Annotated in this window: 25 protein-coding genes; 15 read left to right on the top strand and 10 right to left on the bottom strand. The window is 35.4% G+C overall.

Annotated features, from left to right (window positions below):
- Window positions 1-17: 17 nt before the first annotated feature.
- Window positions 18-1,862 carry a DNA topoisomerase IV subunit B gene (locus tag RM542_RS07180; RefSeq protein ID WP_311385055.1) on the bottom strand — a complete coding sequence of 615 codons (1,845 nt, stop codon included), beginning with the start codon at window positions 1,860-1,862 and terminating at the stop codon, window positions 18-20.
- Window positions 1,863-1,968: 106 nt separating this feature from the next.
- The gene (gene ychF, locus RM542_RS07175) at window positions 1,969-3,063 is read right to left on the bottom strand and encodes a redox-regulated ATPase YchF (protein WP_311385054.1); all 1,095 of its coding nucleotides are present in this window, start codon (window positions 3,061-3,063) and stop codon (window positions 1,969-1,971) included.
- A gap of 284 nt (window positions 3,064-3,347) precedes the next feature.
- Here ychF and RM542_RS07170 point away from each other — a divergent pair, with 284 nt between their 5' ends.
- Entirely contained in the window at window positions 3,348-3,779 is a 432-nt protein-coding gene (locus RM542_RS07170; protein ID WP_311385053.1) for a response regulator, read from the top strand.
- Window positions 3,780-3,809: 30 nt separating this feature from the next.
- On the opposite strand, the gene RM542_RS07165 is transcribed toward RM542_RS07170, so the two are convergent.
- Complete coding sequence (locus RM542_RS07165; RefSeq protein ID WP_311385052.1) at window positions 3,810-3,962, bottom strand: hypothetical protein; 153 nt, start codon at window positions 3,960-3,962, stop codon at window positions 3,810-3,812.
- 96 nt (window positions 3,963-4,058) lie between these two features.
- Window positions 4,059-4,412, bottom strand: coding sequence for a 4Fe-4S dicluster domain-containing protein (locus RM542_RS07160; RefSeq protein ID WP_311385051.1), 354 nt, complete (start codon window positions 4,410-4,412; stop codon window positions 4,059-4,061).
- 83 nt (window positions 4,413-4,495) lie between these two features.
- On the opposite strand from RM542_RS07160, the gene RM542_RS07155 reads away from it, so the two are divergent.
- The 11 genes from RM542_RS07155 to argE all read left to right on the top strand — a co-directional run bounded on the left by RM542_RS07155 (window position 4,496) and on the right by argE (window position 15,411).
- Window positions 4,496-5,542, top strand: coding sequence for an acyl-CoA reductase (locus tag RM542_RS07155; protein ID WP_311385050.1), 1,047 nt, complete (start codon window positions 4,496-4,498; stop codon window positions 5,540-5,542).
- Window positions 5,543-5,631: 89 nt separating this feature from the next.
- Window positions 5,632-6,696: a 3-phosphoserine/phosphohydroxythreonine transaminase gene (serC, locus tag RM542_RS07150; protein ID WP_311385049.1), complete on the top strand. Its 1,065-nt coding sequence runs from the start codon at window positions 5,632-5,634 to the stop codon at window positions 6,694-6,696.
- Between the two features lie 2 nt (window positions 6,697-6,698).
- A complete protein-coding gene (locus RM542_RS07145) occupies window positions 6,699-7,649 on the top strand; it encodes a D-2-hydroxyacid dehydrogenase (protein WP_311385048.1) in 951 nt (316 codons plus the stop codon).
- A 78-nt stretch (window positions 7,650-7,727) separates the two neighbouring features.
- Window positions 7,728-8,369, top strand: coding sequence for a DUF937 domain-containing protein (locus tag RM542_RS07140; protein ID WP_311385047.1), 642 nt, complete (start codon window positions 7,728-7,730; stop codon window positions 8,367-8,369).
- Between the two features lie 68 nt (window positions 8,370-8,437).
- Window positions 8,438-8,896: a DUF6146 family protein gene (locus RM542_RS07135; protein ID WP_311385046.1), complete on the top strand. Its 459-nt coding sequence runs from the start codon at window positions 8,438-8,440 to the stop codon at window positions 8,894-8,896.
- 30 nt (window positions 8,897-8,926) lie between these two features.
- The gene (locus RM542_RS07130; RefSeq protein ID WP_311385045.1) at window positions 8,927-9,229 is read left to right on the top strand and encodes a DUF6787 family protein; all 303 of its coding nucleotides are present in this window, start codon (window positions 8,927-8,929) and stop codon (window positions 9,227-9,229) included.
- Window positions 9,230-9,285: 56 nt separating this feature from the next.
- Window positions 9,286-9,588, top strand: a complete 303-nt coding sequence (locus tag RM542_RS07125; protein WP_311385044.1) for a hypothetical protein — start codon at window positions 9,286-9,288, stop codon at window positions 9,586-9,588.
- Window positions 9,589-9,643: 55 nt separating this feature from the next.
- Window positions 9,644-12,040 (top strand): TonB-dependent receptor domain-containing protein, encoded by a 2,397-nt coding sequence (locus RM542_RS07120; RefSeq protein WP_311385043.1) that lies wholly within the window; start codon window positions 9,644-9,646, stop codon window positions 12,038-12,040.
- Between the two features lie 23 nt (window positions 12,041-12,063).
- Window positions 12,064-12,618: a type 1 periplasmic binding fold superfamily protein gene (locus RM542_RS07115; protein ID WP_311385042.1), complete on the top strand. Its 555-nt coding sequence runs from the start codon at window positions 12,064-12,066 to the stop codon at window positions 12,616-12,618.
- 217 nt (window positions 12,619-12,835) lie between these two features.
- The gene (locus tag RM542_RS07110) at window positions 12,836-14,239 is read left to right on the top strand and encodes an AbgT family transporter (RefSeq protein ID WP_311385041.1); all 1,404 of its coding nucleotides are present in this window, start codon (window positions 12,836-12,838) and stop codon (window positions 14,237-14,239) included.
- Between the two features lie 5 nt (window positions 14,240-14,244).
- Window positions 14,245-15,411, top strand: a complete 1,167-nt coding sequence (argE, locus tag RM542_RS07105) for an acetylornithine deacetylase (RefSeq protein WP_311385040.1) — start codon at window positions 14,245-14,247, stop codon at window positions 15,409-15,411.
- A 47-nt stretch (window positions 15,412-15,458) separates the two neighbouring features.
- On the opposite strand, the gene RM542_RS07100 is transcribed toward argE, so the two are convergent.
- The 3 genes from RM542_RS07100 to msrA are packed head-to-tail and all read right to left on the bottom strand — an operon-like array spanning window position 15,459 to window position 16,978.
- Entirely contained in the window at window positions 15,459-15,758 is a 300-nt protein-coding gene (locus RM542_RS07100) for a hypothetical protein (RefSeq protein WP_311385039.1), read from the bottom strand.
- A 54-nt stretch (window positions 15,759-15,812) separates the two neighbouring features.
- Entirely contained in the window at window positions 15,813-16,412 is a 600-nt protein-coding gene (folE, locus tag RM542_RS07095) for a GTP cyclohydrolase I FolE (protein ID WP_311385038.1), read from the bottom strand.
- A gap of 2 nt (window positions 16,413-16,414) precedes the next feature.
- Complete coding sequence (gene msrA, locus RM542_RS07090; protein WP_311385037.1) at window positions 16,415-16,978, bottom strand: peptide-methionine (S)-S-oxide reductase MsrA; 564 nt, start codon at window positions 16,976-16,978, stop codon at window positions 16,415-16,417.
- Between the two features lie 152 nt (window positions 16,979-17,130).
- Here msrA and RM542_RS07085 point away from each other — a divergent pair, with 152 nt between their 5' ends.
- From RM542_RS07085 to RM542_RS07075, 3 genes are read left to right on the top strand one after another with little or no spacing between them, the layout of a single operon-like run.
- Window positions 17,131-17,793 carry an ABC transporter ATP-binding protein gene (locus RM542_RS07085; protein WP_311385036.1) on the top strand — a complete coding sequence of 221 codons (663 nt, stop codon included), beginning with the start codon at window positions 17,131-17,133 and terminating at the stop codon, window positions 17,791-17,793.
- A 1-nt stretch (window position 17,794) separates the two neighbouring features.
- A complete protein-coding gene (locus RM542_RS07080; RefSeq protein ID WP_311385035.1) occupies window positions 17,795-18,349 on the top strand; it encodes a CPBP family intramembrane glutamic endopeptidase in 555 nt (184 codons plus the stop codon).
- A complete protein-coding gene (locus RM542_RS07075) occupies window positions 18,346-19,110 on the top strand; it encodes a TIGR02757 family protein (protein ID WP_311385034.1) in 765 nt (254 codons plus the stop codon). Before RM542_RS07080 ends, RM542_RS07075 begins: the two co-directional genes overlap by 4 nt.
- Here RM542_RS07075 and RM542_RS07070 read toward each other — a convergent pair whose 3' ends face one another.
- From RM542_RS07070 to RM542_RS07060, 3 genes are all read right to left on the bottom strand, one after another.
- The gene (locus RM542_RS07070) at window positions 19,111-21,180 is read right to left on the bottom strand and encodes a fasciclin domain-containing protein (protein WP_311385033.1); all 2,070 of its coding nucleotides are present in this window, start codon (window positions 21,178-21,180) and stop codon (window positions 19,111-19,113) included. It abuts the gene before it with no gap.
- A gap of 110 nt (window positions 21,181-21,290) precedes the next feature.
- Complete coding sequence (locus tag RM542_RS07065; protein ID WP_311385032.1) at window positions 21,291-23,096, bottom strand: cytochrome c peroxidase; 1,806 nt, start codon at window positions 23,094-23,096, stop codon at window positions 21,291-21,293.
- Window positions 23,097-23,212: 116 nt separating this feature from the next.
- Window positions 23,213-24,763: a phosphatase gene (locus RM542_RS07060; RefSeq protein ID WP_311385031.1), complete on the bottom strand. Its 1,551-nt coding sequence runs from the start codon at window positions 24,761-24,763 to the stop codon at window positions 23,213-23,215.
- Window positions 24,764-24,794 lie beyond the last annotated feature (31 nt).

Below are 24,794 nucleotides of genomic sequence, written 5' to 3'. Positions count from 1 at the left end.
TTGATTTAAAGTTAATTTTACTCAACTAAATCAAGTTCCACTTTAAGGTTTTGAATTATAAATTTTTGTCTATCTGGGGTGTTCTTCCCCATGTAGAATTTTAATAATTCTTCAATAGACATCGCTTTATCAAGCATTACTGGTTCTAATCGAATATCATCGCCAATAAAATGCTGAAACTCGTCCGGAGATATTTCACCTAAACCTTTAAATCGAGTAATTTCTGGTTTACCAGTTAATTTTTCAATAGCATTCCGTCTTTCTTCATCGCTGTAGCAATAAATAGTCTCCTTTTTATTTCTAACTCTAAACAAAGGTGTTTGAAGAATATATAAATGGTTTTCTTTAATCAATTCAGGGAAAAATTGTAAAAAGAAAGTGATTAGCAACAAACGAATATGCATACCATCTACATCGGCATCCGTCGCTATTACAATGTTGTTGTACCGCAAATCCTCCATTGAATCTTCAATATTCAATGCAGCTTGCAACAAATTGAATTCTTCGTTCTCGTATACAATCTTCTTCGACATTCCGTACGAATTCAAAGGCTTACCCCTAAGACTAAATACCGCCTGAGTATTTACATCACGTGATTTTGTAATTGAACCTGATGCAGAATCACCCTCAGTTATAAAGAGTGTACTTTCTAATCTCCTATCCTTCTTCATGTCTTGAAGATGAACACGACAGTCACGTAGCTTTTTATTATGTAAACTTGCCTTTTTGGCCCTATCCCTCGCTAGTTTTCTAATTCCCGATAATTCTTTTCGTTCTTTTTCTGCTTGAACTATCTTCTTTTGCAAACTTTCGGCAACCGTAGGGTTTTTATGCAAATGATTATCCAAATACCTGCCGATAAAATCATTGATATAGGTTCGAACGGTTGGTAAATTACCACCCATATCTGTTGAGCCTAATTTGGTTTTGGTTTGACTTTCGAAAACTGGCTCCATTACTTTAATGGCAATGGCAGAAATAATTGATTTTCTTATATCAGACGCATCGTAGTTCTTCCCGTAATGCTCTCGAACAGTTTTTACGATAGCTTCACGAAAAGCGGCTTGATGGGTTCCACCCTGAGTAGTATGCTGGCCATTTACAAAAGAGTGATATTCCTCACTATATTGCGTTTTACTATGTGTTATAGCTACTTCAATGTCATCGCCTTTCAGATGAATGATTGGATAAAGAAAGTCATCTTGATTATTATTATCTTCAAGAAGGTCTTTCAATCCATTTTCTGAATGAAACTTTTCCCCGTTAAAAACAATAGTCAGCCCCGGGTTGAGATAAACGTAATTTTTCAGCATTCGCTCTACGTACTCATTCCGATATTTAAATTTTTTAAAAATGGCTTCATCAGGAACAAAGCTTACTTGCGTGCCCTTTCGTTTGGTTGAATCAATCAACTCTTCATTAACCAAATTTCCCGCCTTGAATTCAGCGGCTTTTGATTTGCCATCACGAATGGATTCTACCCTAAAATAATTGGAAAGGGCATTTACTGCTTTGGTACCTACTCCATTTAAACCAACAGATTTTTTAAACGCTCTTGAGTCATACTTTCCTCCGGTATTCATTTTGGAGACCACATCAACCACTTTACCTAAAGGAATTCCACGTCCATAATCACGAACTCTTACTTCACTGTCTTTTATGACGATTTCAATGGTCTTACCGGCACCCATTACAAATTCATCAATACAGTTATCTATGACTTCTTTTAAAAGAATATAAATACCATCGTCAGCTGATGACCCATCCCCGAGTTTACCAATATACATACCCGGACGCATACGAATATGCTCTTTCCAATCGAGGGAACGGATGTTATCTTCGGTATATTTGGTGTTTTCCATTAAAAACGGGATTATCCTCGCTAATATAGAATTTAGGAGGAAAAATCAAAATGCCAGCCTAGGAAAGTAATCAACAAAAGGTGTTAGGAACTATTAAGATGTCTTTTTAAACATTAAATCTAAAGTGCATTACGTCGCCATCTTTAACGATATACTCCTTACCTTCCACTCTCATTTTACCCGCTTCTTTAACTTTTGCTTCACTGCCGAATGACACATAATCATTGTAACCAATAACCTCGGCACGAATAAAGCCTTTTTCAAAATCTGTATGAATTACTCCTGCCGCTTGCGGAGCAGTGGCTCCAACGGGAATGGTCCAAGCACGAACTTCTTTTTCTCCTGCGGTAAAATAAGTTTCTAAATCTAAGAGCTTATATGCACCACGAATTAATTTACCTGAGCCCGGTTCTGAAAGCCCTAAATCTTCTAAAAACATCTGTCGTTCTTCAAAAGTCTCTAGTTCTGTGATATCGGCCTCTGTTCCAACAGCCAAAAAGATAACTTCAGCATTTTCATTTGCTACGGCAGTTTTTACCTTTTCAACATATGCATTCCCTTGAACAGCACCATCTTCATCTACATTACAAACATACATTACTGGCTTGTCGGTAATTAGCTGTAAGGGCTTTACAAATTCGGTTTTATCATCATCACTAACCTCAATAGCTCTAACAGATTTGCCTGCTTCTAAGCCTTCTTTTAAAGCTGCTAAAATTGCTTCTTCTTTTTGCGCTTCTTTATTTCCTGTTCTTGCCGCTCTTTTTACTTTTTCTAACTTCTTTTCAACGCTTTCTAAGTCTTTCAATTGGAGCTCCATATCTATGGTTTCTTTATCTCTAATAGGATCAACAGAACCATCAACATGTACGATATTATCATTATCAAAACACCTTAAAACATGCAGAATAGCATCGGTTTCACGAATATTTCCAAGAAATTGGTTTCCAAGCCCCTCACCTTTACTAGCTCCTTTTACCAAACCTGCTATATCAACTATTTCTACAGTAGCAGGTATGACCTTTTCTGGATTAACTAAAGATTCTAGTTTCTCTAATCTTTCATCAGGTACATTAACTACACCAATATTTGGCTCAATGGTACAAAAAGGAAAGTTTGCGCTTTGGGCTTTCGCATTAGACAGGCAGTTAAAAAGAGTTGATTTACCAACATTGGGCAATCCTACGATTCCAGCTTTCATCTTCTAGTTTTAAGGCTGCAAATATAGTTTATACATCCAAGAAAACAGTAGAAATTATAAAGGGCATTAAGGATAAAATATTCACTAATGAAATAGTGTTTTTCATTCATTTAAAGTTGTTCTTTTTTAAAACAAACCATAAGTTATGTAAGGTTAACTATTAATTAGTTCTTAAAATCAAAGCTCTAATAAAAATTTGAAATGAATTTTAACATATTTTCATATGGTTTTATATAATAATTAATACACTTATGTTGTTAGTTATAACATAGATTCAACTGGTCATGAGTGTTCCATTTTTTGATATTACCTATATTGTTGATGATAGTACAACTGCGCGATTTATTCATTCCGAAATTATAAAGCAATTAGGAGTGAGTGAAAAAATTATCAATTCTAATAGCTCAATTGACGCTTTAAAAAGTTTAATTATTGATTTAATTGATGAAAAAAGAGTGCTTTTACTTCTTGATATAGAGATGCCAATTTTAGATGGATTAAATTTCTTAGATATAATCTCAGAACTTAGATTGAAAAAATCTCAGTTATGTGTATTTATAGTAAGTTCACGTATTGGAGACAATATAGCCCGAGAAACCTTATACCATAGACTTGTTCAAAAAATACTTTGCAAACCGATTAGAAAAAATGAAATTGAGCAAGAATTAGAATTATTCTACCAAGGCAAGGATTACATAACACAAAAAATGTTTTAAAAGCAGCGTTTTTTTTGAATTAAAAGAATTCTAAGCTCCACTAACAAATTGGTAAATTAAGGTAGCTATAAGAGCCAAAATTCCAATAATAGCAATGGCGGAAAGAATACACCCAAAGTCTTTCCAAATTCCACTGTATTCTTTTTCTTCTTTCATTTTATTGTAATAAGATGATAAGCTCAAAATTGAAACAACCATTTTGAGTTATATCTGGGTTATTGAAATTAATAGGTAGTGGTCTATTCTAAAAAGACAAAACCTGTGAATATCTAGTGGTGTTTATCCTTCAGGATGCATAAACTTTTGCTTCCCTAAAAGTGCTTCTTCAGTTTCAACTCTATCTTCATCAGGAACGCAGCAATCAACCGGGCAAACTGCAGCGCACTGAGGTTCTTCATGAAAACCCATACACTCCGTGCATTTATCAGGTGAAATATAATATACTTCGTCACTTAACGGCTCTTGCACTTCATCCGCATCTACAGCTTTACCGTCAGGTAAAACTACAGCTCCTTTCAAAGAGGTTCCATCACTATAGCGCCATTCATCTGCGCCTTCATAAATGGCGGTATTAGGACATTCTGGTTCACAAGCACCACAATTAATGCATTCATCCGTAATTATAATCGCCATATTTTTCTTTTTTTATGCCAAACTTCGCTAGCATTGCTATTTTTACGCAAAAATAAACCCCAAAGGATTACTTTACAAATATAATGGAGGTACAACCAAATATTTTAGGAGCTTTTACCAAACTAGGTAGTTTTTTAAGAGAATTTTGTGAAGATTCTGTTTCACAAAATCATCATTGGTCAAAAGCTTTAGAAAAAGCTATCATCAAGGCTGGACAACAAAATGGATGGTTTACAAAAAACAATGTGCTGGAAGCTCTAAATTCTTGGGGTACCCTTTTAACCAAAATCAATCTTGAAGCTTGGCTGTCTCCGTATCATATCTCAAAAGACTTCAATAATAAAACCATTGCCATTATCATGGCGGGTAATATTCCATTAGTAGGATTCCACGATTTTTTAGCCGTTTTAATAACTGGAAATCGTGTAATTGGAAAGTTATCATCTAATGATGCGGTTTTACTACCTTTTCTAGTAACCTACCTTTTAGATACTGAACCGCTATTGAAGAAAAAAATACATTTGACCCAAGAAAAACTTGAAAGATTTGATGCTGTTATCGCAACGGGTAGCAATAATACCAGTCGTTACTTTGATTATTACTTTGGAAAATACCCAAATATCATACGGCGAAATAGAAATTCCATTGCGGTGTTAACGGGCAATGAATCAATTGAAGAGCTCAAGTTACTAGGTAATGATGTTTTTCAATATTTTGGTTTAGGCTGCAGAAGTGTTTCTAAAATTTTTATTCCCAAAAATTTTGAACTAAAACATTTTTTTGAAGCAATTTTTGAATTTCAAGACGTAGCAAACAACCACAAGTACGCCAACAACTACGATTATAATAAAGCTGTTTTTTTAATGTCAGAATTTAAAATTCTCGACAATAATTTTCTTTTACTTAAAGAAGATAAGAGCTATGCTTCGCCAATTGGCACTTTGTATTATGAATATTATGACACTATGGATTCATTAAATATGCGGCTTAAAAGTGAAGCTTCTGAACTACAGTGTATTGTTGGTAATTCTGCTGTTTCCAATAGCATTCCATTTGGGACTACCCAAACTCCTGACTTAACTGACTATGCAGATGGAGTTGATACCATTCAGTTTTTACTGAATTTATAATTAAACCAAGAGTTATTTTGGTTTCCTTAATTTTTAAGACCTTTGTCTCTTGATTAATCAACAAACATCCTAACGAAATTGATAGCTAAATGAAAAAACATAATTTTAGTGCTGGTCCTTGTATTTTACCAAAAGAAGTAATGAAAAAAGCTGCTGAAGCTGTTATAGAACTTGATGGTAGTGGTTTATCATTAATAGAAATATCTCACCGCAGTGCTGCTTTTGTAGAAATCATGGAGAATGCACGTTCACTAGCCTTAGAATTACTTGGTTTAGAGAACAAAGGATATACAGCACTTTTTTTGCAAGGAGGAGCTAGTATGCAGTTTTTAGCCACGGCTTATAATCTGCTTGAAACTAAAGCCGGATACATTAACACTGGAACATGGAGTTTAAAAGCTATAAAGGAAGCCAGATTATTTGGTGACATTATCGAAGTTGCTTCTTCTCAAGAGAAAAACTTCAATTTTATTCCGAAAGGATATGAAATTCCAGAGGGATTAGACTATTTACATTTGACTTCCAACAACACTATTTTTGGAACCCAAATCAAGGAATTTCCTAAAACAGATTGCCCTTTGGTTTGTGATATGAGTTCTGATATTTTTTCGCGCCAATTGGACTTTTCTCAATTTTATTTGATATACGCTGGTGCTCAAAAAAATATGGGTCCAGCCGGTACCACATTAGTTGTTGTTAAAGATGATATTCTAGGCAAAGTATCAAGAAAGATACCTTCAATGCTCGATTATAAAACACATATTGCCAAGGATAGCATGTTTAATACTCCACCAGTATTTCCAGTTTATGTTTCAATGCTAACCATGCAATGGCTCAAAGACTTGGGTGGAATACCCGCAATTGAAAAAATTAATGAACAAAAAGGCAATCTTATATATTCTGAGATTGAATTAAACCCTGTCTTCTCAGGTTTTGCTGCCAAAGAAGATCGTTCTAATATGAATGCCACTTTTAATATTACAGACGAAACCTTGAAAGAGACTTTTGACAATCAATGCAAAGAAGCGGGCATTAATGGAATTAATGGCCACCGTTCTGTAGGTGGCTACCGGGCTTCAATGTACAATGCACTATCATTAGAAAGTGTTGGGACCTTAGTTGATATTATGAGCGAACTAGAACGTAAAGGGTAAAAATGAAAGTACTAGCAAACGACGGTATTTCCCAAACCGGGATAAAGCATTTAGAAGCTGAGGGTTTTGAAGTTTTAACCACGACAGTAGCTCAAGAACAATTAAGCAATTTTATAAATGAGCATAAAATTACTGCTCTTTTGGTTAGAAGCGCCACAGAAGTACGCAAAAAATTGATTGATACTTGCCCATCACTAAAACTTATAGGTCGCGGTGGAGTCGGCATGGACAATATTGATGTTGATTATGCGAAGTCAAAAGATATTCATGTAATTAATACACCAGCCGCTTCTTCTGAATCTGTTGCAGAGCTTGTTTTTGCACATTTGTATGGCGGTGTTCGCTTTTTATATGATTCCAATCGCAACATGCCACTGGAAGGAGATAGTAAGTTCAAACAATTAAAAAAGGCTTACGCAAATGGCTCTGAATTACGTGGCAAAACAATCGGAATCATAGGCTTCGGCAGAATAGGACAAGCGACCGCTAAAATTGCCTTGGGCATTGGTATGAAAGTCATATTTACTGACCACCAAATAGAAGAACACCTTATATCTTTAAGTTTCTATGATGGCCAAAAAATTGAATTTCAACTTCAAAAAAGCAGTTTTGATGAATTGATTACAAATTCAGATTTTATTTCAATTCATGTTCCGGCTCAAAAAAATTATGTCCTTGATAAAGATGACTTCGGCAAGATGAAAAATGGTGTTGGTATTATAAATGCTGCGCGGGGTGGAACAATAGATGAAGTTGCTTTGATAGATGCACTAGAAAACGGAAAAGTTTCTTTTGCCGGTTTAGATGTTTTCGAGTCAGAGCCCAATCCGGAAATAAAAATATTAATGCATCCGCAAATTTCATTAACCCCACATATTGGTGCTGCAACATCAGAAGCGCAAGACAGAATTGGGATTGAACTTGCGAATCAAATTATCGCCCTACTTCAATAATTCGAAGAGGCAAAAAAATATGGCTTATCACTGTGACTTTTTCGTACATTGTGGTTCTTAAAAATAAACACTTATAAAATGTCAGGATTACTAGATTTAATCAATAGCCCAATGGGCAAACAATTAATCAGCGGAGTGGCTGGTCAGACAGGGCAACCTGAAAACAAAACTGCTGATGTATTAGCAATGGCAATGCCAATGTTAATGGGCGCAATGAAAAAGAATGCCTCAACACCTGGTGGCGCAGAAGGTTTAATGAATGCATTATCTTCAAAACATGACGGCAGTATTTTAGATAACCTTGGTGGTTTATTTGGAGGCGGGGTAGACCAATCAGTTATGGATGATGGTGCTGGAATTCTTGGTCACATTTTAGGTTCTAAACAACCTCAAGTAGAAAATGCACTAAGCAGTAAATCCGGAATAGATGCTGGATCTGTCGCTCAAATACTAAAAATAGCTGCCCCACTTTTATTGGGCTTTTTAGGTAAGCAAACAAAACAGCAAAATGTAAGTAGTCCTGATGCATTAAGTGGTCTTTTAGGCGGTTTAATGGGTGGCGGTAATGCTGCCAATAAACAACAATCGCTTATTGAGTCATTTTTAGACTCTGACGGAGATGGTAGTGTTATTGATGATTTAGCTGGTATGGTTTTAAACAGTGGAGGACAAAAGAAAGGTGGCCTTGGAGGCCTTCTTGGAGGTCTTTTCGGAAAATAAACCTTCTATTACATAGATTTAACAAGCCATTTAGAGTTACTAAATGGCTTTTTTTATATCTTAAAGTCATGAAAAAGAAGCAATTATATTACTACTTCATTTTAGGATTTTTGTTCATCCTTGGACCTATGATTTATGGACAAGAGGATGAAATTGTGCTTACAGCAAGTGAAAAAGAGTTATTCGATAAAAACCTTGACAATGAAAAAGCGGAAGTATCTAATGATTCTGAATATGATATTGTTATTATGGACATTGGTTTTAATCAGTGGCTTACAAGAATTGCACAACCCAAAGGATATTATACCCAAAGCTATATGGAAAATCGTAACTCCATTTATGTTTTAGAATGGAACCGTAGAGTTTTAGACCCTTATTCATTTGACCCTCAACTTTATGAACTTCAAATTAATTATGAATTTGGTGTAGATTATGGCTATGATGTAAACTATCAACTCTATAACTACTTTATTTATTTTCAAAGACGCTACAAACAACGTTTAGGTCCTTTTCTTCCTCGCATTTAATATTCTAAATTTGTCATCGAAATCAAAGCGATGGAAAAACTTAAAAAACGCTGGGGCATTGACTCCAACTTTCAAATTATTATCATATTTATTGTGTTTGCAATTACCGGTAGTGCCTCTGCCAAATTGGCCGCACCCTTGACCGAACTAATTGGGTTAAAAAGAGAATTAGTTTCAGGCTGGATTTATTGGCCAATTAGAATAATACTGATTTTTCCAATCTATCAAGTACTTTTAGTTTTCATTGGATGGCTGTTTGGGCAATATAAATTCTTTTGGGCATTTGAGAAAAAGATGCTCAAACGTCTTGGTTTAGGCTTTATTTTTAAATAAAATTATGAATTTGTTAACAATCTAGGTATTCTTAAATAGCCTAAATTCGTAACAGCATGAAAGATTTTTCTAAAATTGTAACCTTACTTTCATTCGTTACTTTAATTTTTATTAAAGTATCGGGCTTTCATGTATATTCTCATGCTGATAATGATTTAGATGACACTATAGAAAATTGCCATACTTGTGAATTGGCAATTGAACAGCAACAGAATACTTTTACTACACCAATTATTTTTGAGTTTGAAGAAGTTCTACCTTTAGCGGACATTACTTTCAATGCAATTGAAGATAGATTTTTTATCAAAGAAGGAACACCTTCTGACTTCTTTTCAAGGCCGCCTCCTGCAACTATTTAATACCTATTTTAAATAGATTTCTATCCTAATATATTAGGACTCACAATTTTTCTTTATGAAATATTTACTGACAATTATGCTGTTATTCAGCACTTTAACTAATGGAATTGCCCAAAATTGTAATTCTAATTTAAATGGAAGAGTTATTGATTATCACAATAACACGGTGTTAATCAATGCCTCCATTTTACTAATAAAAGAAAATATTGAAGTAATCAGTGATAAAAACGGGAACTATGCTTTCGCTGATTTATGCGATGGGGAATATGAATTAGAAGTGTCACATCCATCCTGCGCTACTTTGATTATCCCAATAACCATTAGTGGTAATACTTCTCTTGATTTAAAATTAGAGCATCATTTAGAGGAATTAGAGGAAGTAAAAGTGATTGGTAATACAGTTTTTGATAAAACCAACTCAGCCCAAGAAGTTGTTTTAAAAAGCGAAGTACTTGAAAGTTTTAGTACCGCGACCATTGGTGATGCACTTAAGCAATTAGGTGGCGTCTCAACACTTAACACAGGAGCCAATATTGTTAAACCTGCTATTCACGGATTAAATGGAAGCCGAGTACTTATATTAAATGATGGGGTTCGAATGCAAGATATGGAATGGGGTGATGAACATGCCCCAAATATAGATATCAATTCAGCCGGCACAATTTCCGTTGTTAAAGGCGCATCCGCATTACAGTATGGTGGTGACGCCATTGGAGGAACTATTATTTTAGAACAGGCGAAATTTCCTATCAAAGACACTTTATTCGGTAAAACATTAGTTAATGGCGTAAGCAACGGACGTGGTGGAAACATAGCTTCTGATTTCACAAGAGTATATAAAAATGGTTTTTTCATAAAAGGGCAAGGTTCTTTTAAACGATTGGGTGACCAAGAAGCCCCTGATTATATATTATCAAATACAGGTATTAAAGAATTTGGTGGCTCTGTAGAATTAGGCAAACGATTGTTTGAGTGGGGTCTAACGGGTCGATATTCTTATTACGATGCTGAAATAGCAATATTGAGGGCTTCCCACATTGGAAATGTAGACGACCTTATTCGAAGTATTAATAGCGGCCAACCTGGGGTTATTTTACCTTTTACTTATGATTTAGGAAACCCCAGACAACAAGTAAGACACCATTTAGGTAAACTACATTTTTACAAAAGATTTGAAGGACTAGGCAAATTGAACGTTCAATATGACTATCAAAACAATAGAAGGTTCGAATTTGATGTTAGACGCGGCGAACGAAACGACCAAGCTTCCATCGATTTAGAATTAGAAACACATACGCTTTCTACAGATTTTAAATGGGATAGTAATGATACTTTTCAACTACAATTTGGTTTAATGGGTAGGTATCAAGACAATTTTGCAAATCCGGCTACGGGGGTAAGAAGATTAATACCGGACTATGAAAAAATTGATTTTGGAAGTTTTGTAATTGGTGAATACCAACTTAATAATGAATGGACATTTGATGCAGGGATCAGATATGAATATACCAAAGTTGATGCCTTAAAATTTTATCAAACCACACGATGGGAAGAACGTGGTTATGATATTGATTTTCCTGAATTAGTTATTGATGACAGGGGAACACAACTGTTAACTAATCCAGTTTTCAATTACACTAACATTTCTGGGACTGTTGGTTTTAATTATAAAACAAGCAATGATAATAATCTAAAATTCAATTACGCACTTGCTCAAAGAGCTCCAAATCCTTCAGAGTTGTTTAGTGACGGCTTGCACCATTCTGCCGCTAGAATAGAATTAGGAGATATTAGAATTGGAAGTGAAACCTCGAACAAATTAATGGCATCATATAATAGAGATTTCATAAAATGGGGCTTCTCAATAGAACCCTATGCAAACTATATTAAAGATTTTATTCTTTTAGAGCCAACTGGTGTTGAGTTCACATTAAGAGGTGCTTTTCCTGTTTGGTCTTATAGACAAGCTGATGTTAGAATATTAGGTGTTGATATGTCTGCTTATTCAGATTGGACAACTAATTGGAGAACAGAACATATATTTTCAATAGTTAAGGGTAATGATCTCGACAGTGATGAGGCGATAATCAATATTCCATCTGCAAATTTTACAAATACTTTACTTTTCTCAAAAGAAGAATGGAAAGGGTTAAAACTCTCACTTCAAAGTCAATATGTTTTGAGACAAAATGAAGTTCCAGATAATATTTCAGTTTTTTCGCCTGAACAACAAGAGGAGGTAATTTTAGCAATTAACACTGCTCCAGGAGCCTATCATATTTTGAATTTTAATTCAAAAATGAATTTTAGTCTTGGTAAAAACCTTTTAACAACCTCACTCACAATCAATAATTTATTAAACACCAATTATAGAGAATATTTAAATCGTCAGCGCTATTTCGCTGACGATTTAGGTAGGAACATTATTTTACAATTAAAACTCAATTATTAATTTTTAATCATTTATTATTTGTTATGAAGACCATCAAATTTTTATCAATTTTAGCCTTAAGCGGAGTTTTGTTTAGCTCATGTTCTGATGATGACGATACACCAGAAGAAGTAAACGAAGAAGAAGTAATTACAACAATGACTGTTGTGTTAGTCCCTCAAGGTGGCGGCGACACTATTACGTTGCAATCACGAGACATCGATGGTGACGGACCTGGTGCACCAGAAGTTACAGTTTCTGGTTCATTGGCCGGAAGTACGACGTATACTGGTGGAATAGTTCTTTTAAATGAGACCGAAACACCTGCGGAAGATATTACTGAAGAAGTTGCTGAAGAAGATGACGAACACCAATTCTTTTTTGAAACCACAGGGTCTATTGCTGGCGTTACTTATGGTGATACTGACGGTGACGGTAATCCAGTTGGAATTGTTTTTAGCTTAGAAACGAATACCGCTGGAGCAGCCTCCATCACAATCACATTGCGTCATGAGCCTAAAAAACCAAATGACGGTACTTTAGCAGATGCCGGTGGAGAGACTGATATTGCTCAGACTTTTAGCTTAACAATTATGTAATTTTTTAATTTACTTATTTATGGGAGTGGATTTACTCCACTCCCTTTTTTATTTTTCTTCATTTATTTAATTTCGGATTTTTAAATTAAATCAACAATCCCAGCAGATTTTCTAACTTCGATTTTTACTTCACATTTATTTAATATTAATTCATCAAAATTGATTTGCTCAGGTTATATTCGTAAAGATTAACGTATGATATGTTGACACCACTTTAGTGAGTAAAACTAACTTCAAAATAACATTGCTTTTTAGTCGTATTCCACATGCCATTACCATGTTGTTTGGCATTATAATTCTGGTTACTATATTAACTTATGTGCTACCTGCTGGGACTTATGAACGAGTATTAGTTAATGGGCGTAGTACAGTTGTTCCTAACTCCTACTCCGTTATCGATTCAACTCCAATTGGATTATTGGATATGTTCAAGGCAATTCCTTTAGGCTTTAAAGCAGCGGTCGAAATTATTTTTATTGTTTTAGCAGGCGGTATTATGTTCAGTTTTATGGAAAAATCGAAAGCTGTTGAGAATGCTGTTGGAACGCTAGTTAAAAAACTAGGGCTTAGGAATAAACACTTGATTATTGTAATTATGACCTTTATATATGGTTTATTAGGTGTTGCCGTAGGTTATGAAAATAATATTGCTATGGTGCCAATAGCTGCTGTTTTAAGTTTAGCCCTAGGTGGTGATTTAATTTTAGCGGCAGGTATTTCTGTCGGAGCTATGACAATTGGTTTCGGACTTTCGCCTATTAACGCATACACAGTTGGCACTGGACACAAATTAGCAGAACTCCCTATGTTTTCTGGTGCATTATTGCGTAGTTTTCTTTGCTTTTCTGCTTTAAGTGTAATGGCCTATTATAATGTTCGCTATTTTAAAAAGGTTACTAAAGACTCATCAAAAAGTTTAGGAAAAGGTCTGGATACAAGCAACTTAACCCTATCAAAACCTATTCAAGACTACTCCATTAGTAAAAACAATTGGATGGTCATTGGTATATTCATTGGAGGACTCATGGCTATTTTATATGGAGTTTTCAATCTGCATTGGTACATTAATGAACTTTCAGCGGTATTCTTGATTATTGCACTACTTTGTGGACTAGTTTCAAAAATGAATACTACTACTATGAGTGAAACGGTTTTAAAGGCCGTAGCACTTGCCTCTCCAGGAGCTTTTATGGTAGGTTTTGCAACATCAATCAAAGTACTTATGGAGATGGGAAATATTGGTGACACCATATCATATCAGCTCTCCACTTTGTTAGAGGGGTTACCTTTGTATGCCTCGGCTATTTGTATGTCAATTTCTCAATCAGTCATCAACTTTTTTATTCCGTCAGGTAGCGGACAAGCCTTGGCAACCCTACCTGTTATGTTACCGCTTGGAGAAACTTTAGGCTTATCAAGACAGATTACAATACTAGCCTTTCAAATTGGTGATGGATTATCAAACCTTATCAATCCCACTCTCGGCGGTCTAATTGCCATGTTAAGCATGTGCCGAGTGCCTATTGACCGTTGGATTCGTTTTATTTTACCTGTTTTAATCAGTGTGCTATTCCTAGCCTTTTTGGCTTTGATTATAGCCGTTACCATAAATTATAGATAATGCTTATGAACGTAGAAGAAGTTTTACAGAAATTGGTTTCATTCCCGGTATTAGGCGGACAAAGTAATTTGAGTATACTTAACTGGATTAAAGAAGTATTGGAATCTCGTGGTGTTACTGCTTATTTAGTGCCAAACAAAGAGGGGAATAAGGCATCGCTCCATTGTAGAATTGGGCCTGAAGTTGATGGTGGTGTTATTCTATCAGGACATATGGATGTTGTGCCAGTAGAAGGTCAAGAATGGACTACGGATCCTTTTGTTCTAACAGATAAAGGTGATGGAAAATTATACGGAAGAGGTTCATGTGACATGAAAGGATTTTTAGCTTGTTGCATCGCTGCATTACCACAAATGCTTGAAGCAGATTTAAAGAAACCCATTTATTTTGCATTTTCATACGATGAAGAAATAGGATGTTTAGCCGCTCCTGAACTGGCTAGAGCTATTAGAACGCATTATTCAGAAACTCCAAAGTATGCACTAATCGGAGAACCTTCCATGATGGAACCCATTGTTGGTCAAAAAGGTATTTATATCATGGAAACCTATGTTAACGGTTCTGCTGGTCATAGCAGTCGTATAAAACAAGAAGTTAGCGCAATACATGAAACCATGCGCTTGATTTTATGGTTGGAAAACAAAATGGATGAATTAATAAAAGACAATCGTATAGATGATAGGTTTCACCCTCCACACTCCTCTATTCATATTGGATTGGTTAATGGCGGAATTGCTCCAAATGTAATTGCTGACAAAGCTTATTTTTATTGGGACTTACGGACTATTCCTATGGATGACATACAAGGGATTGTATCTGATTTTGAGACTTATTGTCGACAACGAGAAAAGGAACTAAGAAAAATATTTCCTGGATTTGCCATTAAAAATGTGGAACACCATCCGTCAGTACCACATTTAGATACTAAAGCAGATGATGACATCGTAGATTTAATAAAAAGAATTTCAGGAAATTCAAAACTAGATACAGTCTCTTATGCGGCGGAAGCAGGTCAATTTGCTAACGAAGGTTTTCAAGCAGCTATTTGTGGACCTGGATCAATTGAGCAAGCCCATAGAGCAGATGAATTTATCGCTAAAGATCAACTACAAAAAGGTATGGTAATGATGAATAAATTAATTGAAGAATTATCAACCGCACAGTTTTCCTAGGATACGAAAATTGAAGTTTTAAAAGTAAAATACTATAAAACTTTGCTTTAGATATCAATTATTTTCTTTGCTTTTTTTCCGCTCAATAGGTAAGTGTATATCCACATAATCGTAAACGTGGGTATGACATCAAGACCAGGTATAATTTCCTCTATAAATGTAACTATACCAGCGGCTTGACCTATTTTACCTTTGTACATTCTTGTCATTAGCCAACCAGCGGCAGGTGCCCAAAAAACATCTAACATATCACCAATACCTGGTGCTAGATAAGAGGCCATACCTATAGCATCAAACAATAAACCTAGAAAAAGGTTTCTAATTCTTTTATCCTTAATTTTTGACATATCGAAAAATAGTAATTCCAAATAATATACAAACAAAAGGAATGCCAAAAATTACTAAGACAATTTTGAGCTAATTAACTTTAAAAATTCATTACGGGTTTCAATTTTTTCAAACTGACCTCTAAATCCAGATGTGGTTGTTACTGAATTTTGCTTTTGAACACCTCGCATCATCATACACATATGAGATGCCTCAATGACAACAGCAACTCCCTTAGGCTTTAAGGTGCCATTAATACATTCTAATATATCATGTGTTAGGCGTTCTTGAACTTGAAGTCGTCTGGCGAAAACATCAACAATTCTAGGGATTTTACTCAAACCTACAATATGACCATTTGGTATATAAGCAATGTGTGCTTTACCAAAGAATGGAAGCATATGATGCTCACAAAGAGAATAGACCTCTATATCCTTGATGATGACCATATCATCATACTCTTCCTTAAACATGGCTCCTTTAAGTATTTCAGCAGGATCTTGTTGATAACCTTGAGTTAAAAACAACATGGCCTTAGCAGCTCTCTCCGGTGTTTTCACGAGTCCTTCACGATTAACATCTTCGCCGATTTCATCAATGATTTTAGAAAATCTCTCTTTGACTTCGTTGGTAACTTCAATATTGTATTCTTCTAAGTTTTTGTAAGGTGCCATAGTTATGCAGTACTCTTTTTTAATTTGTTGGCGTAATATTTTTTAATCTTATTAATTTTTGGGTCAATGATAAATTGACAATAAGGCTGTCGTGGATTGGAATTATAAAAATCTTGATGATCTTCTTCCGCCTTATAAAAAGGTTTTTCTTCTGAAATTGCTGTTACAATAGGGTTCTTAAAAACTCGCTCTTTCTCTAAAAACTCTATAAAATCTTTAGCCTGTTGTGCTTGTATCGCTGTGGTGTAAAAAATTTCACTTCGATATTGCGTCCCTACGTCATTACCTTGTCGATTTAAGGTAGTTGGGTCGTGAGTAGCAAAAAATACCTCCAACAATTCTTCAAACGAAATCTCGGTTGGATTAAAAGTAATTTTAATACCCTCCGCATGGCCAGTTCGCCCTGAACAAATTTCTCTATATGCCGGATTTTTAATGGCACCACCAGTGTAACCAGATACTACCGCTTCAACACCTTTTAGCCGCTGAAACACCGCCTCAGTGCACCAAAAACAACCATTGGCAAAAATAGCTATTTCCGTATTTTTGTTATTTTGTTCACTCATTTTTCGTAAATGTTAAACATTTTAATTGATTTTGCAAGTTGGCCCTTGCTTTTAACTTTTGCTTAATAGTCGTTAAATTGTGTAAAACCTTAAAACTGTATTTTTGTTCTAAAGGTAGTTATATGTACTTTCATATCTAATAGAATTGGTAGATGATTAAAGCTAGTAATGTTCAAAAATACTACGGGGATTTACAAGTATTAAAAGGAGTAAATTTAGAAATAAAGAAAAGTGAAATTGTTGCCATTGTTGGAGCTTCAGGTGCTGGCAAAACTACGTTATTACAAATTTTAGGAACTTTAGATAGTCCCACAAACGGCAGGGACAGCACTGTTGAAATCAACGGAATTAAGGTTACTGGGTTAAGTGCAAAAAATCTGGCTAAATTTAGAAATGAGCATGTCGGGTTTATCTTTCAATTTCATCAATTACTACCAGAATTCAGTGCGCTAGAGAATGTCTGTATTCCTGCCTTTATTAAAAAAACCAATAGAGCTGAAGCAGAAAAAAGAGGAAAAGAACTTTTAGATTTTTTAGGTCTTTCTGACCGATATCATCATAGACCAAAAGAACTCTCAGGTGGCGAACAACAACGTGTTGCAGTTGCAAGGGCCTTAATCAATAACCCATCAGTAATTTTTGCGGATGAACCAAGTGGAAATTTAGATTCTGAAAGTGCAGAAAATTTGCACAGGCTGTTCTTTAAATTGAGGAAGGAGTTTGGTCAAACTTTTGTCATAGTTACTCACAATGATGAATTAGCAAATATGACCGATAGAAAATTAGTCATGGTAGACGGCCTAATAAAGAATTAATATGCTAAAGGAAGTTTGGAGTTTTTTTAAAAATCCTACCTATCTTAATGAAGATTACCAATTAAAAGAAAAAACTACAATTTTTTTTAAACTCGTTCTTTTGACCGTAGCCTTTAGTTTAATGCTAGGCTTATTGATGCAAAGTATTAGCATGCTTGTAGGGTTTGAAAACGAAAGTCATGCGGTAGTAGAAATGTTTGAAAAATACTCTGCTTTAATGATTTTATTCTTAGCAGTAATAGTTGCACCTGTATTAGAAGAATTACTTTTTCGAGCGCCATTAGCCCTATTTAAAGAATTTAAGTTTTTTAAATATACATTTTATATTTCAGTATTTCTTTTTGGATTAGTCCATATTGGTAATTTTGGGGAAATAGATGGTTATTACTGGTTAATACCAGTCTTAGTAGCTCCACAAGTTTCTGCCGGTATATTTCTTGGATTTATCAGAACCAAATTAGGACTAGTTTGGTCAATGCTTTTACATGCTGCACATAATCTAATTTTAATCGGACCCTTTATTGTTATGAAAACTTTGGATATTCCTTTTGAATGAATAAAACTGAGTTAAAATCATTTTTAGATGAAAAGGCAGAACACTATGAAAATCCAAAATTTTTAGAGGCTGACCCTATTCAAATCCCGCACAATTTTAATAAAAAAGAAGCAATTGAAATAAGCGGATTTTTAACAGCCACAATTGCCTGGGGTAATCGAAAGAGTATCATTAACAATGCATCGCGGCTAATGCAACTAATGGATAATGCTCCGTATGATTTTGTTATAAATCATCAAAGTTCTGATTTAGACAGTTTATCAAGTTTTGTCCACCGTACTTTTAACGGCGATGATTTAAAATACTTTATCACAGCACTGCAAAATATTTATAAAAACCATGGAGGCTTAGAAACTGTATTTACCAAACACCAAGAAAACCGATCATTGCAAACAACCATAAGTGTATATAAATCAATTTTCTTTGAGTTAGAACACTTAACACGAACTCAAAAACATGTTTCAGACCCATTAAAAGGTTCGGCCGCTAAACGCATCAATATGTTTTTAAGGTGGATGGTTAGACCAGCTAGTAGAGGCGTTGATTTTGGATTATGGAAAACTATTCCACCTTCCATATTATCGTGCCCTCTTGATGTACATTCTGGTAATATAGCTAGAAAGCTTAAGCTTGTAAAGCGAAAACAAAATGATGCTAAAGCCCTGTTAGAACTTGATAAGAGTCTGCGTAATTTAGACCCAAATGACCCCGTAAAATATGACTTTGCCCTATTTGGTTTGGGGGTATTTGAAAAGTTTTAGTTAAAGGGCATCTAAAACTTCTTGTGGCAATAGTACTTTATCTATAAAGTGGATTACCCCGCTCAATACTTCGATATCAGCCTTAGTAACATTTGCAGGTATACCCGTTTTATCGACAACGGCCGCACCTGAGCTTAAACTAATCGTCAATTCTTCACCTTGTAAAGTACCCGCGGTCTGACCATCCACTAACATTTGAGAAGTTACTTTAGTACCGTCTATTAAATGATATGACAGTATGGTCGTTAATAATTCTAGCTCTTCTGCGGTATTAAAATCTGCCAAGGAATCATATCCTTCTAGTGAGGCAAACAAATCTAAAAAAGCATTATTAGTGGGTAAGAAAAAAGTAAACTCTTGTTCTAAAACATCTTCAAACTCGTTTCCAAGTAATATGATTAAATCTTGAATAAACGCCGATTCTTCCAAAGAGTCAATGGCGTCTATTATAGTATCATTAATATCATTGGCTATACTTTCAACAACAGATGCTGGCAACAAAACTCTGTCAATAGTATGTATTACACCATTCTTTGCTGTTATATCAGTTAGCTCAATCGCCGCAGGAACTTGAAATACATCGACAAGACCAAATCCGCTTTCCGTAGTGACAACATCTAAAGTGTTGTCTCCTGACAATGTATTTATAGTAGAGACGGACAAATCTGAAGAGGTAGTAGTACCAGGTAGCACATGATATAGTAATACCTGACGCAATAATGCTATCTCCTCTTCTGAAGTGAAATCTTGTAGGCTTGTAAATTGACTACCAAAAACAGCTAACAAACCTGAAAGCGCATCATCTGTAGGTGCAAAAACTGTAAATGGACCTTCACTATCCAAAGTTTCTAATAGGCCTGTAAGCTCTAAGGCTTCTTTTAAAAATGTAAAACCTTCTGTTTCTTCAACTAATTCAGCAATAGTTTTACCTTGAACTTGATTTAAAGAATCTAAAAACTCTTGTACCTCTGCGGGGATTAAAATCTTATCAATAATATGTACTACTCCATTTGAAGCTTCGTTATCAGCAGAAAGAATGTTTGCATCAACGTCAGATGCGTCACCAACAACGAAGGTGCCTCCAGAAGCAATAATTTCTATGGATTCGTTGGTAAGTAATGTTGGAACACTACCGACGGTCAAATCTGTAGACATGATATGGCCATCAACGACATGGTACAATAAAATTTGCTTTAATATTTCAATTTCAAGGAAGTTATCAAAATCGTCAAAGCTATTGAAACTATCACCCAATGCGTCGAACAACTCATCTGCAGCGGCATCAGTCGGTGCAAATACCGTGAATGGGCCTTCAGCACTTAATTCATCAACTAAACCGGCCTTAATCAACGCTTCTTCCAATAGGGAAAGTTCTTCTGTTTCGGTAACTAGTTCAACAATACTTGGCTTCGGAAAAAGTTGGTCTAAAACTGATTGGGGCAATAAAATTTTATCAATAATATGAACAACACCATTAGATGCTTCATTATCGGCATCAACGACCTCTGATTTTTCATCCGTTTTATCTATAACAAATACGCCGGCGTCAATCTCTATTTGTAATTCTTCTGATAGCAAAGTTTCTAATACCTGGCCATTAGAAAGGTCAGTGGAAAAAGCGGCCGTAGTTGCGATAACATGGTATTTTAATATTGCTTCTAGAAGTTGTTTTTCTTCGTCTTCATCAAAATCCTCTAGAGTTTCAAATCCTTCTAATTGAGCCAATAAAGAAATAAAAGCATCGTTTGTTGGAGCAAATATGGTAGTTGACCCTTCCTCAGAAAGCAAACCTAACAACTCAGTATCATCCACAATTCCTATAACCTCAACCAATGTGCTTAGACTCTCTAAAGATCCAGCCAGTTCAGCAAGATTAGGCAACGAATTAACCGTATTATCAAGGTCATCTTCAGTATCATCTGTTCCTTCGGAATTTTCGGTGTTTTCGGTATTTTCTTCTCCCGTCGGGTTGGGGTTATCATCATTTTTACTACAAGAAAAAACAAGTAAAAGAAAAAGAAAAAGGACAATTTTAGTAATTGGGATTGAAAGGATTCGATTCTTAGTCATTTTGGTGTTCTTAAATTTTATGAAAAGTTAAGTTTTTGATTTTCTAATTAAGTCAATCAAATCTTAACAATCTGTTAGGTCTAGTTTAAATTTTTATGAAAGCCATATTATTAATCATTAATATCCTCACCAATTTCAATAAATTGGTTATCTGTAAGAGTTTTCATAAATGAAATGACATCATTTATTTCATTTTCGCTAAGGTTTAATGAATCAGCAGGTAAGGTTTGATAAGGTACATCAAGACCCATACCTTGTCCACCACCAACATTATAAAATTGTATAACTTCTTCCAAGCTATTATAAACACCATTATGCATGTATGGAGCTGTTAATGCTACATTTCTCACTGTTGACGTCTTAAAGAAGTTTCGTTTTTCCTCAACTTTATAAGGGAAGTATTGTCCTGGGTCTTCATCTAATATAGGATGTTCAAAACTTGCATTTTGTGGTACACCTAGGTTCTCAAACTCTGATTCCATGTATTTAGGCGGTACCGTACCATTGAACGCCGGTGGAAAATGACAGGTAGCGCAAGCCGCTTTACCCATAAAGAGATTAAATCCAGAAATTTCTTCATCTGTGAGCGTCTCCTCATGTCCTTGCATGTTTCTATCAAATTTAGAATCAAATGGTGCGAGACTTCTGATATAAGTGGCAATGGCATGACGCGCATTTCTATTATTAATTTTTCCGTTGTAAAGCGAGTCAAATTGAACAGTATATTTTGGATCTGATTGAATGCGTTGCTCCATCTTATCCAAATCCATATGAAACTCATTTTCATTATTCACAACGTTCACGATTTGATCTTCTAGCCCTGTGGCACGACCATCATAGAACATGGCTTTTTGATAAACCGCATAAGTTAATGTAGGGGTATTACGCTGTAGTTCCACATTTCCCTCTCCTTGCGCCTTTTTAAGGCCATCTGTAAATGCTTTGTCTTTGTTATGACAGCTAGCACAACTTATATTTCCAGTACTTGAAAGAGACTTGTCATTAAATAGCATACGCCCAAGCGCAACACGTTCTTCAGAAATTTCCGGTGAACGAGGAGGTGCAAATTTTTTGATATTAAAAAAATCTTTATTGAAAAGATTGTCAGCGGTTGAATTCAAGTTACGTGAGGTATTCAATTTTATATTCCAATCTTCAGCAGTGTCATTGATAAGCGCTAGTTGTATGTTAGTATGGTTTTTTATGAAATGATACCTATTAAATGTATCAAAATCCCCTGCTTTTAAGTCTGATATTGTATTATCTATTTCCTTTACCCAAGATTGATATAATTCTTTGGACGTAAAAGCCTGCTCATAAATGTCAACAATTTCTTTTATGGTCTCATAATTAAAAATAGCCTCGTTCAAAGAGTTGGCCAACATAGGAGAGTCAAAACCTGTAATACCTTTGGTAGCAACATTTACAATGGCATCACGCAGCATCTTTAGATGATGTCTATCCATTTGTCTTATCAGAATATGATTTTTGCGAATGTAGGGTATTCGTACTTTTAAATATTGAATAACATATTCAACATTTTTATTTTCAAATCCGTCTTCGGCGTACAAGAGTTCTTCTAATACTTGATAACTCTTGGGTTTCATAACCTTTATGTCAGTATAGTCATCAATTTCAACTTTTAATAAATTGGGAGCATTCATGGATAGGTAATTCTCGTAATCATATGCAATTAGCATAGGCTCCGCTCTTTTATACCACTCCCTACTCTTTAAAAAATTAGCTTTATTTTCATCCAATGCTTTCAATGTGTCTACTTTTTGAATGTAGTAGGCAGCACTATCCAAAGTTTTAAAATAATGTGTTCGAATATCTTGATTGAACATGGACTGCTTATCAGCAGAAACGGTTTTAGTTGCCTTTTTTTCTTCTACACAGGCAAAGAGAACTAACAAAAAAATAATTGGAAATAGGAATCTAATCAACCTCATCACAAAATATATAAATCTTTTAGAACAAAAAGGTTCCCGCTACGCGGGAACCCAAATTGTTTAACTTTTAAAAGCAAAGACTATCTTTCTAGTCCAGTTATCTTAAACAAGAAAGAACCCTCTAGTCTTGCGGCATCCTCAGTAATAGCTGTTGAATCGAAGAACTTCATACCATCAGCTCTTACAGCAGTTTCTGGGGTAGTTCCGAAATTCCATCCATGAACTTGAGCGCCACCAACAAAAGTTGGTTCAGAAGCTCCGATGATATCCGTAACGTCAATTAGACCAGTAATTTCCCAATTGCTGGATGTAACTCCATAACCCAAAGCTGCAGCACCTTCCTGATTACATTCCATTACTTCTTTAACTTCTCCAGTGTTTAAGTTGTATTGCCATAATTTAGCAAAACCTTGAATTTCTGGATTTAAATCAGCATAACCATTTGGATCCTCTTGAACGTACGCGTAGTTCTCGGTAACCAAAATGTTATCAGGTGAGTGCATACCATCGGCCTTACCACCTTCTAAGTCACCATCCATAACTACTACTAATTTAGCATCACCGGTTGGGTCATCAGGATTCATGATTAACTTATAAACACGTCCAAAAGTAGTACCTCTGTTAGCTAAGTCAGGGTTATCTGAGCGGTATCTTCCGGTAGCATTGAAGTAAACTTCTCTGTTAGCTTCAGCAGAACCTCTTCTCCAGTCAATATCCTCAATTCTTTGGAAACCGATGGCCAATGAATCGATTGCTTCTTGATTAAGCTCCGATATAGTTCTTTCAGTTACCTTAACCCATTCCACATCATAGGAAACATCTTCAGCCATACCCATTTCAAATAATTGACCACCTTCATTAGGTAATGTTTCAACCGGATTTTTACCACGTAGTACATAAAGGTCACCACCACTTAAATCACCTAAGCCACCCACGTACATTGCGAAGTGTCCTTCAGGATATTCATTATTGCTATCATCATCTCCCATGAAAACTACAGTTTGACCTGGGAAAGCGTCTTTACCAATAGCAACTGCATTCTCAGTTGACCACTCACCTAATGCAGGAAGCCTATCTGCCTGAACTCTGTCTTCAGTATCACGGAACGGATTTACCGAGTAAACCCCTTTGGCGTTTCCACCCCATTCACCACCAGAGAGATACAGTGGACCAAAACCATGCTCTTCAGGGGTAATAGAAGAACCTGAACATTGAGCAGTAAAAGCAGTTGCTGTTGCGCTTACAATGTAATCACCTTCATAAGGTTGCAAATCAGAATTCATCATGATTCGTGCAATAGAAAAATCAGATTCCAAGTTGTTGATGAAAGCATAAGTACCATCTCCGTTTGGGTAAAGTGCTGCACCATCCATAAAAGACCCGTAAACAAAAGTAGAATCAGAAGGCAAAATATCAGCTGAAGATAAAATCATGTTTAATTCTGCACTACTATTAAATTCACCTTTAAGCGTAAAAACGCCGTCTGGTACTACTGAACTTGTAAGTGGTTGCATTTCCATTGTTGGCTCGTCGTCATCGCCGCCGCCGTCGCCAATAAAATCATCGATTTGGTCACAGGAGGTAGCCATAACTAAGCCACCAAGTAATAGTAAATTTTTAAGTGTTTTCATTTTCAATTTTAGGTTTAGAAAGAAATTATTA

It is taken from the genome of Croceitalea sp. P059, assembly GCF_031846365.1.
Taxonomy (GTDB): Bacteria; Bacteroidota; Bacteroidia; order Flavobacteriales; family Flavobacteriaceae; genus Croceitalea; species Croceitalea vernalis.
This window is presented reverse-complemented; position numbering and strand designations above follow the sequence as displayed.

Bases quoted from the DNA above. Each gene is read 5' to 3' on its own strand.
- RM542_RS07180 (WP_311385055.1), bottom strand. From the start codon at position 1,862: ATGGAAAACACCAAATATACCGAAGATAACATCCGTTCCCTCGATTGG.
- ychF (WP_311385054.1), bottom strand. From the start codon at position 3,063: ATGAAAGCTGGAATCGTAGGATTGCCCAATGTTGGTAAATCAACTCTT.
- RM542_RS07170 (WP_311385053.1), top strand. From the start codon at position 3,348: ATGAGTGTTCCATTTTTTGATATTACCTATATTGTTGATGATAGTACA.
- RM542_RS07160 (WP_311385051.1), bottom strand. From the start codon at position 4,412: ATGGCGATTATAATTACGGATGAATGCATTAATTGTGGTGCTTGTGAA.
- RM542_RS07155 (WP_311385050.1), top strand. From the start codon at position 4,496: ATGGAGGTACAACCAAATATTTTAGGAGCTTTTACCAAACTAGGTAGT.
- serC (WP_311385049.1), top strand. From the start codon at position 5,632: ATGAAAAAACATAATTTTAGTGCTGGTCCTTGTATTTTACCAAAAGAA.
- RM542_RS07145 (WP_311385048.1), top strand. From the start codon at position 6,699: ATGAAAGTACTAGCAAACGACGGTATTTCCCAAACCGGGATAAAGCAT.
- RM542_RS07140 (WP_311385047.1), top strand. From the start codon at position 7,728: ATGTCAGGATTACTAGATTTAATCAATAGCCCAATGGGCAAACAATTA.
- RM542_RS07135 (WP_311385046.1), top strand. From the start codon at position 8,438: ATGAAAAAGAAGCAATTATATTACTACTTCATTTTAGGATTTTTGTTC.
- RM542_RS07130 (WP_311385045.1), top strand. From the start codon at position 8,927: ATGGAAAAACTTAAAAAACGCTGGGGCATTGACTCCAACTTTCAAATT.
- RM542_RS07125 (WP_311385044.1), top strand. From the start codon at position 9,286: ATGAAAGATTTTTCTAAAATTGTAACCTTACTTTCATTCGTTACTTTA.
- RM542_RS07120 (WP_311385043.1), top strand. From the start codon at position 9,644: ATGAAATATTTACTGACAATTATGCTGTTATTCAGCACTTTAACTAAT.
- RM542_RS07115 (WP_311385042.1), top strand. From the start codon at position 12,064: ATGAAGACCATCAAATTTTTATCAATTTTAGCCTTAAGCGGAGTTTTG.
- argE (WP_311385040.1), top strand. From the start codon at position 14,245: ATGAACGTAGAAGAAGTTTTACAGAAATTGGTTTCATTCCCGGTATTA.
- RM542_RS07100 (WP_311385039.1), bottom strand. From the start codon at position 15,758: ATGTCAAAAATTAAGGATAAAAGAATTAGAAACCTTTTTCTAGGTTTA.
- folE (WP_311385038.1), bottom strand. From the start codon at position 16,412: ATGGCACCTTACAAAAACTTAGAAGAATACAATATTGAAGTTACCAAC.
- msrA (WP_311385037.1), bottom strand. From the start codon at position 16,978: ATGAGTGAACAAAATAACAAAAATACGGAAATAGCTATTTTTGCCAAT.
- RM542_RS07085 (WP_311385036.1), top strand. From the start codon at position 17,131: ATGATTAAAGCTAGTAATGTTCAAAAATACTACGGGGATTTACAAGTA.
- RM542_RS07080 (WP_311385035.1), top strand. From the start codon at position 17,795: ATGCTAAAGGAAGTTTGGAGTTTTTTTAAAAATCCTACCTATCTTAAT.
- RM542_RS07075 (WP_311385034.1), top strand. From the start codon at position 18,346: ATGAATAAAACTGAGTTAAAATCATTTTTAGATGAAAAGGCAGAACAC.
- RM542_RS07070 (WP_311385033.1), bottom strand. From the start codon at position 21,180: ATGACTAAGAATCGAATCCTTTCAATCCCAATTACTAAAATTGTCCTT.
- RM542_RS07060 (WP_311385031.1), bottom strand. From the start codon at position 24,763: ATGAAAACACTTAAAAATTTACTATTACTTGGTGGCTTAGTTATGGCT.